Below are 16,228 nucleotides of genomic sequence, written 5' to 3'. Positions count from 1 at the left end.
GACCGTGTGACCGACATCCCGCGCCGGGCCGTGTCCCGGACCGCCAAGCTCGCCGCTCTGCCGCTCGGCTTCGCCGGTCGGACCGTCCTCGGCATGGGTAAGCGCGTCACCGGGCTCGCCTCCGACGTGATCTCCGCGGAGATCCAGCAGCGCACCGCCGAGCAGCTGTTCAGCGTGTTGGGCCAGCTCAAGGGCGGCGCTATGAAGTTCGGCCAGGCGCTGTCGGTCTTCGAGGCGGCCCTGCCGGAGGAGATCGCCGCCCCCTACCGCCAGGCCCTGACCAAGCTCCAGGAGGCCGCACCGCCACTCCCCGTCGCCAGCGTGCACAAGGTGCTGACCGAGCAGCTCGGCCCGGACTGGCGGGACCGGTTCGTCGAGTTCAACGACACCCCGGCCGCAGCGGCCAGCATCGGGCAGGTGCACCGGGCGCGGTGGCGCGAGCCGGGGTACGGCCCGGCGGGCGAACCGAACAGCCGCGACGTGGCAGTCAAGATCCAATACCCGGGCGCCGGTGACGCGCTGCTCGCCGACCTCAAGCAGCTCTCCCGGCTGGGCGGGATGTTCCGGGCCATCCAGCCCGGCCTGGACGTCAAGCCGCTCCTCGCCGAGCTGCGCGAGCGGATCACCGAGGAACTGGACTACGAGCTGGAGGCCGAGTCGCAGCGCACCTTCGCCGCCGCGTACGCCGACGACCCGGAGATCTACATCCCGGCGGTGGTCTCCACGTCGCCCCGGGTGCTGGTCACCGAGTGGGTGACGGGCACGCCGCTGGCCGACATCATCCGGGAGGGCACCGAGGAGCGGCGGGACGAGGCTGGCCGGCTGATGGCCACCCTGCACCTCTCCGCGCCGCAGCGGGCCGGCCTTCTGCACGCCGACCCGCACCCGGGCAACTTCCGGCTGCTGCCCGACGGCCGGCTCGGGGTGATCGACTTCGGTGCGGTGGCCCGGATGCCCGAGGGCACACCGGAGCCGATCGGTCGCATTGCCGCGCTGGCCCTGCGCAGCGACGCCGACGGGGTCGTGGCCGGGCTGCGGTCAGAGGGGTTCATCAGCCCCACGGCGGAGATCGACGCCGAGGGGGTGCTCGACTTCCTCCGGCCGATGCTGGAGCCCATCGCCGCCGACGGGTTCCGATTCACCCGGGCGTGGCTGCGGGCCGAGGCGGCCCGACTGGCCAGCCCCCGCTCCCCCACCTACCAGCTGAGCCGGCAGCTCAACCTGCCGCCGTCGTACCTGCTCATCCACCGGGTGACGCTCGGGTCGATCGGGGTGCTCTGCCAGTTGGAGGCGAAGGCCCCGTACCGGAGCATCCTGGAGCGCTGGCTGCCGGGCTTCGCCCCCGTCGCCTGAACACGCCGTTGACGCCAGGAAGGGCGGGTGCCGGTGGCACCCGCCCTTCTGCGTGGGGTGGTACTAGAGAACGCCCAGGTCGCGCGCCGACTGGTTACGGCTGTTCATGGCGACGGTACGGGCGGATCGGGTTGCCTCAGTGCTCGTGGTGGTACGACCGGCCTGAGGCCGCCGCATTCGAGCCCGGGACAACGCTTCGTGGAGTAGTTGCATCTCAAAGGCTCCAGTCGGTACGTGCAACATCGTTTTCTCACTCGCTGCCGGTGTGACACCGGCGTAGTTGGGACGGATCGGGAACATGTCAGGCTGCCAGCCGGACCGCGCCACGCACCTCGGACAGCCCACTGGCCGCCAGGCGCGCCTCGGCCTCGACCCGGAGCTCGGCGTCACGGGCGACGTCCTCCTTGCGCGGACGGCCACGGGGCCGCTTGCGCGGGACGACCGCGCCACGCTCGAAGATCTCGCCGCCCCAGACGCCCCACGGCTCCGCTCGCTCCACCGCTCCGGCCAGGCACTCGACGCGCAGCGGGCAGTCCCCGCAGAGCGACTTGGCCAGCTCGAGCTCGGCAGGCGAGTCGGAGAACCACAGGTCGGGGTCGAACTTCCGGCAGGGCAGGTTCGCCTCCATCTCGACGCTCACGTCGAGGGGGGCCAACGCCAGACTCATCGCCCGGTCACCTCTCTCTCACTTCGATCTCGTGGATCGCATTCCGACGTACTTCGGCAGGGCAAAAAACTGAGGCCGCGGATCCCGGTATGCGGGTTCCGCGGCCTCGAAGTGAGCCGGTGTCTGATGGTCAGACCGGTCTACCTCGAGGTGGAACGCCGCGGACATCCATGCGCTTCTTGGCGCCCTGAATGCCCATGCCCGTGAAGCCACTGGTCCCCTCGACTCCGGTGGGTGCAACGGTCAGGTTCAGCTCGGCCTGAACCTGGTGCACCTGCGGAACCGACGGTCGTGCAGCCACAAGGGCCACCCGGACAGCCGACAGCGGAGCGTGGACAGCTGGCATCGCCGCCAGACGCTCATAGGTGAAGATCTTCACGGGTGCCACCTCCCTCAACGTTCCTCGGATCGACTGGACCAACCCCCCGTGAGCAGCCGGAATGGCGCCGCTCGCGTGGTGTGTTCTGAGGCTATTCCTCGCGCCGGGGCGAGGGCAAACGAATTTACGACGAGATTTCGAAAGTTTTCTCCGGGCAGACATCGTCCACCCCCGCGCCCCCCACCAGCGCCAGCACCGACTCCCCATAGAGGCCCAACTTGCGGGGGCCGATACCAGCGATGGCGATCAACTCCTCCGGCCGGCCGGGCTTCCGCTCGGCCAGCGCGGTCAGCGTGGCGTCCGTGAAGATCACGTACGCCGGCACCTTCTGCGCCCCGGCCACCCGCTGACGCCACTCGCGCAGCCGTTCGTGCAGCTCATCGTCGATATCGGACGGGCAGGTGGGGCAACGGCCCAGCTTCCGATCCGGGCCGGCGAGCAGGGTCGCGCCGCAGATCCGGCAGGAGACGATCTGGGTGCGGCGCCGCTCGGGGCGGCGGGCCGGACCGGCGCTGGCGACGGCCCGCTCGGTCCCACCGGAGCGGTCCAGTTGGGGGAGGAACCGCGACGGCCGCCGGGCCCGTCCGCCCGGCGAGCGTGCGGCGGCGTACGACAACCAGAGCCACTGCCGGGCGCGGGTGATCCCGACGTAGAGCAGCCGACGCTCCTCCTCGACCTGCTCGACGGTCTTGGCGTACGTGGTGGGCAGGGTGCCCTCGGCGAGGCCGACCAGGAAGACCGCGTCCCACTCCAGCCCCTTGGCCGAGTGCAGCGAAGCCAGCGTCACCCCGTCCACCGTCGGCACGTGCTGCTGGGCGGCCCGGCGGGCCAGCTCCTCGGTGAAGTCGGTCAGGGTGACCGCGCGCTCCACCGAGGCCGCATCGCCGATCGGCAGCACCTCGGGGGTGGCCGCGTACTCCTCGGCCAGCTGGACCAGCGCGGCCAGCGCCTCCCACCGCTCGCGGGCGGCGCCGCCGGCCGGGGGTGCGTCCGGGGCCCAGCCGACCGCGGTGAGCGCCTCGACGACGGCGGTCGGGAGCGGGGTCTCCCCCGGGATCGACCGGGTGGCGGCGCGCAGCGCGACCATCGCCTGGCGTACCTCGGTCCGTTCGAAGAACCGCTCCGCGCCCTGCACCACGTACGGCACCTCGGCCTCGGTGAGCGCCTTCTCGTACGCCTCGGACTGCGCGTTGGTCCGGAACAGCACGGCGATCTCCTTCGCCGGCGTGCCCGAGTCGATCAATGCCCGGCAGCGGGTGGCCACCGCGGTCGCCTCGGCCGGCTCGTCGGTGAAGATCCGCAGGTCCGGCTCGGGACCGGCCGGGCGCTGCCCGCTCAACTCCAGGCGCAGCCGTGCCTCGGTGCCCCGGGCCTGGGAGATCACCGCGTTGGCCAGGCCGACCACCTGCGGGGTGGAGCGGTAGTCGCGGACCAGCCGGACCACGGTGGCTCCCCGGTGCCGGCGCGGGAAGTCGACCAGGTATCCGGAGGTCGCCCCGGTGAACGAGTAGATCGTCTGGCTGGCGTCGCCGACCACGGTCAGGTCGTCCCGGCCGCCCAGCCAGGCGTCCAGCAACCGCTGCTGGAGCGGGTTGACGTCCTGGTACTCGTCGACCACGAAATGCCGGTACTGGCTGCGGACCTGCTCGCCGACGTCCCGGTGCTCCTCGATGCCCCAGACGGCGGCGCGCAGCATGTCCTCGAAGTCGATCACCCCGTTGGAGCGCTTGAGCTGCTCGTACGCGGTGAACACGTCGGCCACCTTCGTCGGCTCGTGCGGGGTGTCGCGCAGCGCCCGGGCCGCCGCCACCACGTATTCCCCCGGCTCGACCAGCGACGACTTGGCCCACTCGATCTCGCCGGCCAGGTCCCGTGCGGCGGCCCGGTCGGTACGCAGGCCGACCCGGGCGGCGGCGAGGGTGACCAGGCGCACCTTGCTGTCCAGCAGCTCGGGCATGGCCCGGCCGGCCAACAGCCGGGGGGCGAAGTAGCGCACCTGGCGCAGTGCGGCGGCGTGGAACGTGCGCGCCTGGACACCGCCCACCCCGAGCACCGTGAGACGACTCCGCAGCTCGGCGGCGGCCCGGGCGGTGAAGGTGACCGCGAGCACGTGCCGGGGGGAGATCTCGCCGGAGAGCGCCCGGTGGGCGATCCGGGAGGTGATCGCGCGGGTCTTACCGGTGCCGGCGCCGGCCAGGATGCAGACCGGCCCGGCGGGCGCGGTCACCGCGGAGCGTTGCTCAGGGTCCAGCCCGGCGAGCACGCGTTCCGACGCTGAGTGAACCACCACAACCAGGAATCATCTCAGCTACCCCGGACGTTGCAGCGAACAGCCTCGGCTTGATCCGCAAGCCGCCGGCCGAAGGAGTTGGAGGATCCGACCATGCTGACGATGTATTCCACCCCCTGGTGCGGCTACTGCCACCGGCTGAAGTCGCAGCTCGACCGGGAAGGCATCGGGTACGAGGTGGTCGACATCGAGCAGGACCCGAAGGCCGCGGACTTCGTGATGAGCGTCAACGGCGGCAACCAGACGGTGCCGACGCTGCGCTTCGCCGACGGCAGCGCCCTGACCAACCCCTCGATCAACCAGGTCAAGCAGCACCTGGCGGCCCTCACCGCCTGACCGGTCGGCTCACCCTCGACGAGCGGCCGCCCTCTGGGGCGGCCGCTCGTCGTGTCCGGTATCCGTCACCGCCCCGGCGGTCGGTGGGTGCCGGCCACCTGCCGCTCGGCGTCCTCGGCCGGGCGCCGGGGTGCCGGAAGCGTCGGACGGCTCGGCGGCGTGGGCGGGCGGGCACCGGGCGGCGCGCTCAGGTGCCGGCCCCGCCAGAGGTAGCCGCCAGCGGCCATGGTGGCGACCCCGATCAGCGCGAACAGCGCCCGGTAGTCCAGGAACCCGACCAGCAGGGCGCCCGCGCCGATGGAGAACGCCTGCGGCCCGCTGATCACCGCCTCGGTGGCCGCGGCCACCCGGCCGACCAGCCCCGGCGGGGTACGTCGCTGGATCAGCGTGTGCAGGCCCACCATGGTCAGCGGGAGCGAGACGCCGGCCAGCAGCACCGCCGCGAACCCGAGCCGGAGATCGGGGTACGCGAGCGCGAGCGCGGCCGGCCCGAACAGGGCAACGCCGGTGGCCAACGTGCCGACCTCGCCGAGCCGGCGAATCAGCGCCGGCGAGCAGAGCCCACCGAGCAGCCCACCCACGCCCTGCACGGTGACCAGCACGCCCACGAACGCGGCGTCCCGGTTCAGCCCCTGGTCGACGTAGGCGAAGATGAGCGACTCGCTGAAGCCCATCACGAGCGACCCGAGTCCGTAGCCGAGCAGTGCCCGGCGCAGTGCCGGCTCACCGGCCAGGTGTCGCAGCCCGGCACCCAGCTCGGCCGGCCAGCGCAGCCGCACGGTCGGCGGCGCCGGGTGCGGGGTGGGCAGCGCGGTCACCACCGCCGCTGCGGTCAGGAAGCCGACCATGCCGATTCCGGCCAGCGCCCACCCGCCGATCGCCGCGTAGAGCGCCGCGCCGGCCAGCGGGCCGATCAGCCGCAGCCCCTGTCGTACGGTCTGCAGCACGCCGTTCGCCTCGGCCAGCAGCTCCACCGGCACCAACTGCCGGATCAGCCCGCTGAGTGCCGCGCTGAGCGTGATGTGGGACAGGCCGTACAGGGCCGCCACCAGGTAGACGAGCCAGACGTCGCCCGAGTCCCGGACCATGAACAACGGGGTGAGCAGCGCCGCGGTGACCAGGTTCGCGGCCACGAAGAAGGGCCGACGCGGGTACCGGTCGACGAACCAGCCGACCAGCGGCGCCAGCGTCATCGGTGCGATGACGGCGAAGATCGTTGCGCCGGCGAGCCCGTCGGAGCCGGTCAGGTCCTTGACCCAGATGGCCAGTGCGAGCAGCAGGATCGACTCGGCGGTCATGCTGGCCAGCAGGCCGCCGAAGAGCAGGCGGAAGTCGGGTCGGCGCAGGACGGTGCGCATGGGTCCCTCCGGCGGGATGGCGTGCCCGGGTAGGCGTGGTCGACGGGCCGCGACCACGGGTCCGCCGTGATTCGGCGTACCCGTGGTCGTCTTTTTCTGCAAGACACGCCCCCGCCGGAACCTCCGACGCCGGCCGCGCCGTCCATACTGACCGTGGGGGGCGAATCTCATACAGTTACCGTTGCGTCTGCAGCGGTCGACGGGAAAGAGGACACTGTGCCTCCTGCCGCACCCAGCCCGATCCTGCGTCGTCGCCGGTTGGGCGTAGAGCTGCGCCGCCTGCGCGAGGCCGCGGGCCTCACCGGCGATCAGGTCATCGAGCGGATCGGCTGGGCCTCCGCGTCCAAACTGTCCCGTCTGGAAAACGGCCGCAGCCGACCCGACCCACAGGATGTCGGCGACCTGCTCGACCTCTACGGCGCCGACGAGGCACTGCACGAGGAGCTGCTCGGGATCACCGGCGAGGCCGGTGACATGCGGGGCTGGTTGAAGAACTTCCCGGTGATGACGCAGCAGCAGCGCAGCTGGGCCGAGTTGGAGGCGGGCTGCGCCGAGATCTCCGAGTACAACCCGGTGCTGGTGCCGGGTCTACTGCAGACCCCCGGGTACGCCCAGGTCCGGATCGTCTCGGCCCGTCAGGTGGGTGAGGGCGCCGGCGAGCCGACGCCTGGCGAGGAGCCGGAGACCGAGGTGCAGGCGCGGCTGGCCCGCCAGTCGCTGCTGACCCGGGAGCCCGACGCGCCGCGCTACACGGCGGTGTTGGAGGAGGCGGCCCTCGGCCGCCGGGCTGGGCCGCCCGAGGTGCTGCACGAGCAACTGCTTCAACTCTGCGAGCTGGCCCTACTACCCAACGTGACGCTGCACGTGTTGCTTCGTGACACTCAAATCGGTAATTGGTACCTTCCGCCGACCGCATTCTCCCTCTACCGGTTCGCCGATCCGCTCGATCCGGAGACGCTGGCCATCGAAGGGGGGTTCACCGACGTCATGTCGACCGAGGCAATCGCACTAAATCGCTATAAAGTAGTGTTCGAGTGGCTATGCACGGCGGCACTGAACGCATCGGACACCCTCTCCTGGCTGATCGAGGCGACGGGACGGCTGACCGAGGCGGCGCCCCCATCCACAGTGGCGTTCGGGCCGGCAACGGCGCCGACCCAACGCCGCCGGGCTTCGGGGCGGCTGACGGAACGGTGATCCACGGGGGACCCTCCGTCGGGGCGTGCGGCACCACTCGTCCCATCGGAGCGGTTCACATCAGGAGTGGAACCATGAACGACATCCGCAACACACCGTCCGTTCCCGCCTTCGACCTGGCGGATGCCCCGTGGCGTACCAGCACCCGTAGCCAGACCTCCAACTGCGTGGAGGTCGCCCCGCTGGGCACCGGCCCGTCGGCTGTCGCGCTGCGCGACAGCAAGGACCGGGGCGGCCCGGTGCTGCTGTTCAACCGGGCGGGATGGCTCGGCTTCATCTCCGGAGCGAAGAAGGGCCAGTTCGATCTGAACTGATCCGGTGATCGGACGGGGCCGTCGGCGCACTGCCGGCGGCCCTGTCGCTTTTTCCGGCTGCCGACCCCGCTGACCAGCCATCCGCCGATCAGCCGAGGCTCGAGACCAATAGGTGCGTTTCAGTTGCCGAGACGAACACGCGGCGTAACATGGCCGACGAGTACGTGGAACTTCCATTCTGGCTCATCTGTCGCGGTTCATCCGGAGACCCTTATGCGGTTCCTGATAGTTCGCACCGACATCCGCGCCGTCGCTGACGGGGACATCGCCGCTGCCTGGGCCGACGGCCACCGACTCCGCGACGAGACGACCACCCCAGAGCCGCGCCGGCAGACCGTACACGCCGACGATCTGGACGCGGCGCTGCTGCTGGCTCGAGCCCTGGCCACGGTCGGCGCGGTCCGCGCAGGCAAGCAACGGGTCAAGGTCGTGCCCCTCGGCGAGCCCCGGCCCACCTTCCGACACCGGCCGGGTCGCACCGGCACCTGACCAACCAGACGTCCGTCGTGGTCGGATCGGCTCCCCCGCCGCGTTTCTCGCCCTAGCCGACCACGACGGCCCGTGTTCCCGGCCCGTGACCGCCGCGGCAACGACGGCCACGGGCCGGGACCGTGCTCACTGGTCGACGTCCACCCAGCCGTCCAGCCAACGGTGGATGAGGAACAACGCGATCGACGACGGCGGCGGCAGGATCAGCCGGGCCCCGTCACCCACGTCCACGGTCCGCCCGGCCAGCGCAGCCCCGATGTCCCGACGGGAGAACCACCGGGCGTACGCGATCTCGGACGGGTCGACCCGCACCGGGTCGGCCGGGTCGGCAGTGGCCAGGAAGCCCAGCATCAGCGAGCCGGGGAACGGCCAGGCCTGGCTACCCACGTACCGAATGCGCTCGACCCCGATGCTCACCTCCTCGCGGACTTCGCGCAGCACGGCAGCCTCCGCCGACTCCCCCGGCTCGACGTAGCCGGCCAGGCAGGAGTAGCGCCGACCGCCCGGGGTGCCCGGCCAGCCGGCGTTGTTGCCCAGCAGGCAGCGCCCGTCCGGGCCGTCGACACCGTCGTGCACCAGCACGATCATCGCCGGGTCGGTACGCGGCCAGACCCGCCCGCCGTTGCGGTCCACCCGGGACCAACCGGCCTCGTCCATCGCGGTCGGCGCTCCGGTCGCCGCCGAGTAGCCGTGCCGGGTGTGCCAGTTGACCAGCGCCAGCGCGGTGGTGAAGATGCCGGCCTCCCGGTCGGCGAGCAGATGACCCACCTCGCGCAGGTTGACCGCCCGGGTGCCCGGCAACGCCGGCAGCGGCGTGTCGACCGCGAAGACCGGCACCCCGTCCGGCTCGACACCGAGGAACATCGCCACCGACTCGGACCCGACCGGCACGTCGGCCGCCCCGAACAGCACCAGCGACGGAGGCGACCCGTTGGTACGGGCCAGCGTCCGCCCCTCGTTGGTCGAGTCGAGCAGCAGCACCCGGGCCCGTAGCCACGCCTCGGTCAGCCACAGCGAGTCGCCCCGCCGGTGGGCGGCCCGGTCCAGCGTGGACCGGGCCAGCGGTGGCTCCGTCTCCCCACTCACGGCGCGCCCTCCCCCGCCGGCGCGGCCGCCCGGCTCACTGCTGCACCGGCTCGGTCCGGACCGTGGTCAGCGCGGCCAGCCCCGGGGTGACCCGCTCGGCGTCGCCGAGCACCACGACCGCAGCCCGGGCCGGCGCGAGATAGTCGGCCGCCGCCCGGGCGACGTCGTCGATGGTCACCTTCGCCAGCCGGGCCGCGTACTCGGCGAGAAAGTCCAGGCGCAGCCCGTTGCCGGCGTACGCGCTGGTCAGCGCGGCCAGCCCGGCCTGGGTGGACATGCCGAGCTGGAGGGTGCCGAGGGCGTACTGGCGCGCCTGCTCCAGCTCCTCGGGCTTCGGCGGCAACGACGCCAGCCGGCCCAACTCGTACGTCGTCTCCAGCAACGCCGGGCCGGTGACCTCGGTGGCCACCTCGGCGGCGGCGACCAGCACCGACCCGGCCACCGAGTGCTCGATCACCGAGTGCGGCCCGTACGTGTAGCCCTTGTCCTCACGGATGTTCTCCACCCAGCGGGAGGAGAAGTAGCCACCGAAGACCAGGTTGGCCAGTTGCAGCGGGGCGTGGTCGGGATGGGTGCGCGACACGGCCGGCAGCGCGATCCGCAGCGAGGACTGCACCGAGCCGGGCCGGTCCACCAGCAGCAGCGGCCCCGGCTCCAGCGGCGGGGTGGGCGGCAGCTCGGCGGTGCGCCCGGCGCCGGCCCAGCCGCCGAGCGCCCGCTCGGCCGCGTCCAGGGCCTTCTCCGGCTGCACGTCGCCGACCACCACCAGTTGCGCGCCGGCCGGGTGGACCCGCTCGGAGTGCAGGCTGCGCAGCGCAGCCGGCCGGACGGCGCGGATCTGACCGGGCTCCGGGGTCTGCGTGGCGTACGGGTGCCGGCCGTAGATCCGCTTCAGCAGCGCCTCCCGGGCCAGAAAGGCCGGTTGGCTCTGCGCCACCTGAATCCGGTCGACCAGACGGTCCCGCTCGGTGGCCACCTCTTCGCTCGGGTAGCTGGCACCGGTCAGCACCTCGGCCAGCAGCTCCAGCATCCGGTCGAGGCCGGTGACCAGGCCGGCGCCGGACAGCATCAGCCGGTCCGGATCGACGCCCGCGGAGAGCCCGCCGCCCACCTTCTGCAGCTCGGCGGCGATCTGCACGCTGGTCATCGACTCGGTGCCGGAGAGCATGGTCTGCGAGAGCATCGCACCGCGGGCCAGGTGGGCCCGACCGAACGGCACCCACAGCCGCAGCTCGACCAGGGGCACGGCGGGCCGGCGTACCGCGATCACGGTGAGGCCGTTGCTCAGCGTGCGTTCGGCCTGCTTGGGCACCTTGAGCTTGCGGGTGGGGCCGAGCGGCGGCAGCGTACGCGGCCCGGCGGGAGCGGTGGTGGTCACTGAGTCACCTTCGATCGCGACTGCGGGGCTCGCAAAACCGGCTCACTCCTCGCGCTCACCGAGCACCTCCGGCGATGACCTCGACGGCTGCGCGGCGCTCCGGGCGCAGGGTGGCCGCAGCGGTCCGGACCTGCTCCTCGGTGACCTCGCCGACCAGCCGGGGCAGGTCGTTGAGCAGACCCGGTTCGCCGCGTTGCTGTTCCAGGACGGCCATCCGCAGCGCTCGGCCGAGCACCGCGTCGGTGTCCCGCAGCAGGTGGGTCGCCATCCGGGCCTGGGTCCGGGCCAGCTCGCCCTCGGTCAGCCCGTCGGTGGCCAGCCGCTCCATCTCCTCGTCCATGGTGCGCAGCACCTTGTCCACGTCGCCACCCGGCGGCAGGTGCGCCTGGAGCAGCAGCGCCGTCGGGTCGCGCACGTCGAACGGGTCGCCCATGAAGCCGAGGTAGCCACCGAGGCTGGTCACCGTGCGGTCGCGCTGGACCAACCGCTCGACCAGCCGCGACGCGTCGCCGTCGGTGAGCACCTCGGCCAGCACCACGTACGGCAGGTAGCCGGCGAAGTCGCTGATCGGGTCGGGCACCCGCCAGGCGCCGGCCACCGCCGGCAGCGGCGCCAGCTTGTCGGTGTACGAGGTGCGCCGCTCGGTGGTCAGGTCGGGCTCGGTGAAGTCGGGCCGCTGCGGAGCCGCACGGGCCGGCACGTCGCCGAAGTGCCGGGTGACCAGCTCGGTCGCCTCGGCCACGTCGATGTCGCCGCTGACCGCGAGCACCGCGTTGCCGCTGGCGTAGTAGCGGCGGAAGAAGTCGGCGGCGTCGGCGACGGTCGCCGACTCCAGGTCGACGAAGGACCCGTAGCCGTCGTGCGCGTTGGGGAAGGTGTCGAACATGACCGGCGGCAGGGTCAGCCAGGGGAAGCCACCGTACGGCCGGTTGAGCACGTTGACCCGGATCTCCTCCTTGACCACGTCGACCTGGTTGCGCAGGTTCTCCTCGGTCAGCCGGGGGCCGCGCATCCGGTCCGCCTCCAGGAACAGCGCGCGCTCCAGCGCGTTGCTCGGCAGCGTCTCGAAGTAGTCGGTGTAGTCGAGGTGGGTGGAGCCGTTGAAGGTGCCACCGGCGCCCTGCACGTGCCGGAAGTGGGCCAGCTTCTCCAGGTTCTCCGAACCCTGGAACATCAGGTGCTCGAAGAGGTGGGCGAAGCCGGTACGCCCCTCCGGTTCGAAACGGATGCCGACGTCGTAGACCACCGCCACCCCGATCACCGGGGCACTGCGATCGGGGGTGAGCACCACCCGCAGGCCGTTGTCGAGGGTGAACCGCTCGACCGGATACTTCGTCGCTGGAATTCTGGATCTCCGCGCCGCCACGGGATCGACCCTAGCGCGTCAGCACCTCCGCTACCGGCGACCTCCGCGGAGCAGCCGCCACCGGGTAGGCCACCAGGGGCAGCACCTCGGCGCCGACCCGCTCGGCCTCCTCCCGGTGCGGCCAGCCGGAGAGGACGAACTCGTCGACGCCGAGCGCGGCGTACTCATCGATCCGGGCCGCGACCTCGGCGTAGCTGCCGACCAGCGCGGTGCCGGCGCCCTCGCGGACCAGGCCGACCCCGGCCCAGAGGTTCGGTGCGACGGTGAGCCCGTCGGTGCGGCCGGCGTTCAGCGCGGCCATCCGGGCCTGACCGACGGAGTCCATCCGACGGAACCGGGCCTGGGCGGCGGCGATCCTCTCGCGGCTCATCCCGGCCAGCAGCCGATCGGCCTCCGCCCACGCTTCGGCGCTGGTCGGCCGGGCGATGACGTGCAGCCGGAGCCCGGTGCGCACGACGCGGTCGTGCTCGGCTGCCAGTGCCCGGATCCGCGTCGCCCGGGCCTCGATCGCCGCCGGTGGCTCACCCCACATCAGGTACACGTCGGCCTGGCGGGCCGCCACCGCCTCGGCGGCCGGGGACGCACCACCGAAGTAGACCGGCGGCGGGTCGGCCAGCGGGCTGGCCAGGCCGCCGCCGTCGACCCGGTAGTGCGCGCCGTCGTAGTCGAAGGGCCGGCCGGCCCAGGCGCGGCGGAGCACCTCGATGAACTCGCCGGTGCGCGCGTACCGGTCGTCGTGCCCGAGGAAGTCGCCGTACGCGCGCTGTTCGGCGGGGTCGCCCCCGGTGACGATGTTGAGTGACAGCCGGCCACCGGAGACGGCCTGGAACGCCTCGGCCTGCTGGGCGATCAGCGTCGGCAGCGCGAAGCCGGCCCGGACCGCGACCAGCATGCCGAGCCGCTCGGTGTGCTGGGCGACCGCCGCGCAGACGATCCACGGGTCGGGGCAGCCGGCGCCGACCGGGGTGAGTACGGCGGTGAAGCCGTGCGCCTCGGCTGCCCGGCCGACCTCGGCCAGGTACGCCACGGTGGCGGCCCGGTCGTGCCGGGCGGCACCCGCCGTGACGGTGGCGGCGCCGACCTGATGGCCGTCGCCGGAGGTGGGCAGGAACCAGTGGAAGGTCATCGCGGAGTCGCCTCTCTACCGGTCGCCGAGGTGGCACTTACCCTAGCAAGCCAGTAGGAAATGCCGACATATCTGAGACCCGACATCCCGGCATGTGGATGGGTCTTGACGCTGACCTCGGCCTGGCCCACTCTTCCTACCAACTAAGTAGGAATACTGCGGATTGGATGGACGATGAGACGGCTCCCCCTGCGCCGGTTGGTCACCCTGGCCACCCTCGCCGTGGTCGGCGCGGCGACCCTGGGCACCACCGCCGCGTGCGGCGACGACAGCGAGGGCGCGGGCGGCAGCTCGGGCCCGGTGACGCTGCGACTCGGCTACTTCCCCAACATCACCCACGCGCCGGCCGTCGTCGGCGTCGAGAAGGGCATCTTCGCCGAGAAGCTCGGCGCCAACGTGAAGCTGGATCCGAAGACCTTCAACGCCGGCCCGGCCGCCATCGAGGCCGTCTTCTCCGGGGCGCTGGACGCCACCTACATCGGCCCGAACCCGACGGTGAACGCGTTCTCCAAGTCCAAGGGCGAGGCGGTGCGGGTCGTCTCCGGCGCCGCCTCCGGTGGCGTGGCGCTGGTGGTCAAGCCCGGCATCAACGGCCCCCAGGACCTGAAGGGCAAGAAGGTCGCCACCCCGCAGCTGGGCAACACCCAGGACGTGGCGATCCGCTACTGGCTCAAGGAGCACGGGCTCACCACCACCAAGGAGGGCGGCGGCGACGTCAAGATCGTGCCGCAGGAGAACGCCCAGACGGTGGAGACGTTCAACAGCGGCGCGATCGACGGCGCCTGGGTGCCCGAGCCCTTCGTCTCCCGGCTGATCAACGCCGGCGGCAAGGTGCTGGTCGACGAGCGCGACCTGTGGCCGGACCGGAAGTTCGTCATCACCAACCTGCTGGTCAGCACCAAGTTCCTCAAGGCGCACCCGGACGTGGTGCAGAAGCTGGTCGACGGTCAGGTGGCCGCGAACGAGTTCGTCAACAGCAAGCCGGACGAGGCCCAACAGGCCATCTCCGACGCGATCGGGAAGATCACCGGCAAGCCGCTGGACCTGAAGCTGATCAAGCAGGCGTGGCCGACGTTGGAGTTCACCAACGACCCGATCTCCTCCTCCCTGAAGACCGGGCTCGACCACGCCGTCGAGGTCAAGCTGACCGACCCGGTGGACCTCAAGGGCCTGTACGACCTCACGTACCTCAACAACGCGCTCAAGGCGCAGGGCAAGCCCGAGGTCGTCCAGCCATGACGTCGACCACGACGACGCCCGGGAGCGCGACCACCGCGGTCGCGCTCTCGGGCGTGACCAAGGTGTACGGACGCGGGGCGAACGCCGTACTGGCCCTGGACGGCGTGTCGCTGGACGTGGCGCCGGGTGAGTTCGTCTGTCTGGTCGGCGCCTCCGGCTGCGGCAAGAGCACCCTGCTCAACCTGGTCGCCGGGCTGGACCGGCCCAGCGGCGGGCAGGTCGGGCTGGCCGGTGACGCCAACCCGGGGCTGATGTTCCAGGAGCCGGCGCTCTTCCCCTGGCTGACCGTCGAGGCCAACGTGGAGGTGCCGCTCAAGCTGCGTGGGCTGCCCCGGGCCGAGCGCCGTGAGCGGGTGGCCGAACTGCTGCGGACGGTGCACCTGTCCGACTTCGGTCGCAAGCGCCCGCACGAGCTGTCCGGCGGGATGCGGCAGCGGGTCGCACTGGCCCGCACGCTGGCCCTGGACACTCCGGTGCTGCTGATGGACGAGCCGTTCGGCGCGCTGGACGCGATGACCCGGGACATCCTGCACGACGAACTCGAACGGATCTGGTCCGAGCGCAAACTCTCGGTGCTCTTCGTGACGCACAACGTCCGGGAGGCCGCCCGGCTGGCCGACCGGATCATCCTGCTCTCCAGCCGCCCCGGCCGGATCATCTACTCCACCGAAGTGGACATTCCGCGTCCACGTCGGATCGACTCCCCCGACGTTGCCGCCATCGCCGCCGAGGTCACCGAGCGGCTCCGTACGGAGGTGGGCCGCCATGGCCAGTGACACCCTCACCAACACGGCGCGCACCGACGCGCAGATATCCGGCCTCGACGCGCTGGAGATCGCCGGCCGGGACAAGGAGACATCCCGGGCCACCCGGCTCTGGGCGGCCACCTGGCCCAAGCTGGCCGCGCTGGCCATCGTCATCGCGGCTTGGCAGTTGGTGGTCTGGTCGGGCTGGAAGCCGCCGTACTCGCTGCCGGGGCCGCTGGTCGTCGGCCGCGAGCTGCTGGCCCAGGCCCAGGGCCCACAGCTCTGGGAGGGCCTGCTCACCACGCTGCGCCGGGCCGCCGTCGGGTACCTCTTCTCGGTCGCGGTCGGTCTGCTGCTGGGCCTGGCGGTGGCCCGGTCCACGGTGCTCCGGGCCGCCATCGGCTCGATGATCACCGCGTTGCAGACCATGCCGTCGATCGCCTGGTTCCCGCTGGCAATCCTGCTGTTCGAGCTGAGCGAGAAGGCGATCTTCTTCGTGGTGGTGCTCGGTGCGGCACCGTCCATCGCCAACGGGGTGATCTCCGGTGTGGACTACGTACCGCCGCTGCTGCTGCGAGCGGGCCGCAACCTGGGCGCGCGTGGGCTCAACCTCTACCGGTACGTCATCGCACCGGCCGCGCTGCCGGCGATCGTCGCCGGGCTCAAGCAGGGCTGGGCGTTCTCCTGGCGCAGCCTGATGGCCGGCGAGCTGATCGTGGTCGGCATCTCGCAGACCTCGCTCGGCGCCCAGCTCACCTACTCCCGCGAGCTGTCCGACGCACCCTGGCTGCTCTCCACCATGATCGTCATCCTGGTGCTCGGCCTGGTCGTGGACGCCGCGTTCGGTGCTGCGGACCGGGCGATCCGACGCCGCTGGGGCGTGCTGGACCAGGCTGGTCAGTGA

General features: G+C 71.8%; 16 protein-coding genes. 8 read left to right on the top strand and 8 right to left on the bottom strand.

The window, feature by feature from the left end; all coding sequences use genetic code 11:
* The first annotated feature begins 6 nt into the window (after positions 1 to 6).
* On the top strand, positions 7 to 1,353 hold the full coding sequence (locus OG990_RS34410; protein WP_328420092.1) for an AarF/ABC1/UbiB kinase family protein: 1,347 nt from the start codon (positions 7 to 9) through the stop codon (positions 1,351 to 1,353).
* Between the two features lie 301 nt (positions 1,354 to 1,654).
* Here OG990_RS34410 and OG990_RS34405 read toward each other — a convergent pair whose 3' ends face one another.
* The 3 genes from OG990_RS34405 to OG990_RS34395 all read right to left on the bottom strand — a co-directional run bounded on the left by OG990_RS34405 (position 1,655) and on the right by OG990_RS34395 (position 4,689).
* Positions 1,655 to 2,020: a WhiB family transcriptional regulator gene (locus OG990_RS34405; RefSeq protein WP_328420094.1), complete on the bottom strand. Its 366-nt coding sequence runs from the start codon at positions 2,018 to 2,020 to the stop codon at positions 1,655 to 1,657.
* Between the two features lie 130 nt (positions 2,021 to 2,150).
* Positions 2,151 to 2,399, bottom strand: a complete 249-nt coding sequence (locus tag OG990_RS34400; protein WP_328420095.1) for a hypothetical protein — start codon at positions 2,397 to 2,399, stop codon at positions 2,151 to 2,153.
* 124 nt (positions 2,400 to 2,523) lie between these two features.
* Positions 2,524 to 4,689 (bottom strand): ATP-dependent DNA helicase UvrD2, encoded by a 2,166-nt coding sequence (locus OG990_RS34395; RefSeq protein ID WP_406078366.1) that lies wholly within the window; start codon positions 4,687 to 4,689, stop codon positions 2,524 to 2,526.
* Between the two features lie 93 nt (positions 4,690 to 4,782).
* Here OG990_RS34395 and OG990_RS34390 point away from each other — a divergent pair, with 93 nt between their 5' ends.
* Positions 4,783 to 5,025: a mycoredoxin gene (locus OG990_RS34390; protein WP_328420097.1), complete on the top strand. Its 243-nt coding sequence runs from the start codon at positions 4,783 to 4,785 to the stop codon at positions 5,023 to 5,025.
* Between the two features lie 65 nt (positions 5,026 to 5,090).
* On the opposite strand, the gene OG990_RS34385 is transcribed toward OG990_RS34390, so the two are convergent.
* Positions 5,091 to 6,383 (bottom strand): MFS transporter, encoded by a 1,293-nt coding sequence (locus tag OG990_RS34385; protein ID WP_406078365.1) that lies wholly within the window; start codon positions 6,381 to 6,383, stop codon positions 5,091 to 5,093.
* A 216-nt stretch (positions 6,384 to 6,599) separates the two neighbouring features.
* Here OG990_RS34385 and OG990_RS34380 point away from each other — a divergent pair, with 216 nt between their 5' ends.
* The 3 genes from OG990_RS34380 (at position 6,600) to OG990_RS34370 (ending at position 8,383) form a co-directional block, all read left to right on the top strand.
* Positions 6,600 to 7,580, top strand: a complete 981-nt coding sequence (locus tag OG990_RS34380) for a helix-turn-helix transcriptional regulator (RefSeq protein ID WP_328420099.1) — start codon at positions 6,600 to 6,602, stop codon at positions 7,578 to 7,580.
* Positions 7,581 to 7,654: 74 nt separating this feature from the next.
* Positions 7,655 to 7,894 (top strand): DUF397 domain-containing protein, encoded by a 240-nt coding sequence (locus tag OG990_RS34375; RefSeq protein ID WP_328420100.1) that lies wholly within the window; start codon positions 7,655 to 7,657, stop codon positions 7,892 to 7,894.
* A gap of 213 nt (positions 7,895 to 8,107) precedes the next feature.
* Entirely contained in the window at positions 8,108 to 8,383 is a 276-nt protein-coding gene (locus tag OG990_RS34370) for a hypothetical protein (protein WP_386987431.1), read from the top strand.
* Positions 8,384 to 8,509: 126 nt separating this feature from the next.
* Here OG990_RS34370 and nudC read toward each other — a convergent pair whose 3' ends face one another.
* The 4 genes from nudC to OG990_RS34350 are packed head-to-tail and all read right to left on the bottom strand — an operon-like array spanning position 8,510 to position 13,339.
* Entirely contained in the window at positions 8,510 to 9,469 is a 960-nt protein-coding gene (gene nudC / locus OG990_RS34365) for an NAD(+) diphosphatase (protein WP_386987434.1), read from the bottom strand.
* Between the two features lie 34 nt (positions 9,470 to 9,503).
* Positions 9,504 to 10,847, bottom strand: coding sequence for a pitrilysin family protein (locus tag OG990_RS34360; RefSeq protein WP_355614576.1), 1,344 nt, complete (start codon positions 10,845 to 10,847; stop codon positions 9,504 to 9,506).
* 55 nt (positions 10,848 to 10,902) lie between these two features.
* Positions 10,903 to 12,213: a M16 family metallopeptidase gene (locus OG990_RS34355; protein WP_406078364.1), complete on the bottom strand. Its 1,311-nt coding sequence runs from the start codon at positions 12,211 to 12,213 to the stop codon at positions 10,903 to 10,905.
* 10 nt (positions 12,214 to 12,223) lie between these two features.
* Entirely contained in the window at positions 12,224 to 13,339 is a 1,116-nt protein-coding gene (locus OG990_RS34350) for an LLM class flavin-dependent oxidoreductase (RefSeq protein WP_406078363.1), read from the bottom strand.
* 174 nt (positions 13,340 to 13,513) lie between these two features.
* Here OG990_RS34350 and OG990_RS34345 point away from each other — a divergent pair, with 174 nt between their 5' ends.
* From OG990_RS34345 to OG990_RS34335, 3 genes are read left to right on the top strand one after another with little or no spacing between them, the layout of a single operon-like run.
* Positions 13,514 to 14,578: an ABC transporter substrate-binding protein gene (locus tag OG990_RS34345; protein WP_355614584.1), complete on the top strand. Its 1,065-nt coding sequence runs from the start codon at positions 13,514 to 13,516 to the stop codon at positions 14,576 to 14,578.
* On the top strand, positions 14,575 to 15,354 hold the full coding sequence (locus OG990_RS34340) for an ABC transporter ATP-binding protein (protein ID WP_406078362.1): 780 nt from the start codon (positions 14,575 to 14,577) through the stop codon (positions 15,352 to 15,354). The genes OG990_RS34345 and OG990_RS34340 overlap by 4 nt, the downstream gene beginning before the upstream one ends.
* Positions 15,344 to 16,228 carry an ABC transporter permease gene (locus OG990_RS34335; RefSeq protein ID WP_328420113.1) on the top strand — a complete coding sequence of 295 codons (885 nt, stop codon included), beginning with the start codon at positions 15,344 to 15,346 and terminating at the stop codon, positions 16,226 to 16,228. The genes OG990_RS34340 and OG990_RS34335 overlap by 11 nt, the downstream gene beginning before the upstream one ends.

It is taken from the genome of Micromonospora sp. NBC_00858, assembly GCF_045207365.1.
Classification (GTDB): Bacteria; Actinomycetota; Actinomycetes; order Mycobacteriales; family Micromonosporaceae; genus Micromonospora.
This window is presented reverse-complemented; position numbering and strand designations above follow the sequence as displayed.

Bases quoted from the DNA above. Each gene is read 5' to 3' on its own strand.
- OG990_RS34390 (WP_328420097.1), top strand. From the start codon at position 4,783: ATGCTGACGATGTATTCCACCCCCTGGTGCGGCTACTGCCACCGGCTG.
- OG990_RS34370 (WP_386987431.1), top strand. From the start codon at position 8,108: ATGCGGTTCCTGATAGTTCGCACCGACATCCGCGCCGTCGCTGACGGG.
- OG990_RS34350 (WP_406078363.1), bottom strand. From the start codon at position 13,339: ATGACCTTCCACTGGTTCCTGCCCACCTCCGGCGACGGCCATCAGGTC.
- OG990_RS34405 (WP_328420094.1), bottom strand. From the start codon at position 2,020: ATGAGTCTGGCGTTGGCCCCCCTCGACGTGAGCGTCGAGATGGAGGCG.
- OG990_RS34335 (WP_328420113.1), top strand. From the start codon at position 15,344: ATGGCCAGTGACACCCTCACCAACACGGCGCGCACCGACGCGCAGATA.
- OG990_RS34345 (WP_355614584.1), top strand. From the start codon at position 13,514: ATGAGACGGCTCCCCCTGCGCCGGTTGGTCACCCTGGCCACCCTCGCC.
- OG990_RS34385 (WP_406078365.1), bottom strand. From the start codon at position 6,383: ATGCGCACCGTCCTGCGCCGACCCGACTTCCGCCTGCTCTTCGGCGGC.
- OG990_RS34340 (WP_406078362.1), top strand. From the start codon at position 14,575: ATGACGTCGACCACGACGACGCCCGGGAGCGCGACCACCGCGGTCGCG.
- OG990_RS34375 (WP_328420100.1), top strand. From the start codon at position 7,655: ATGAACGACATCCGCAACACACCGTCCGTTCCCGCCTTCGACCTGGCG.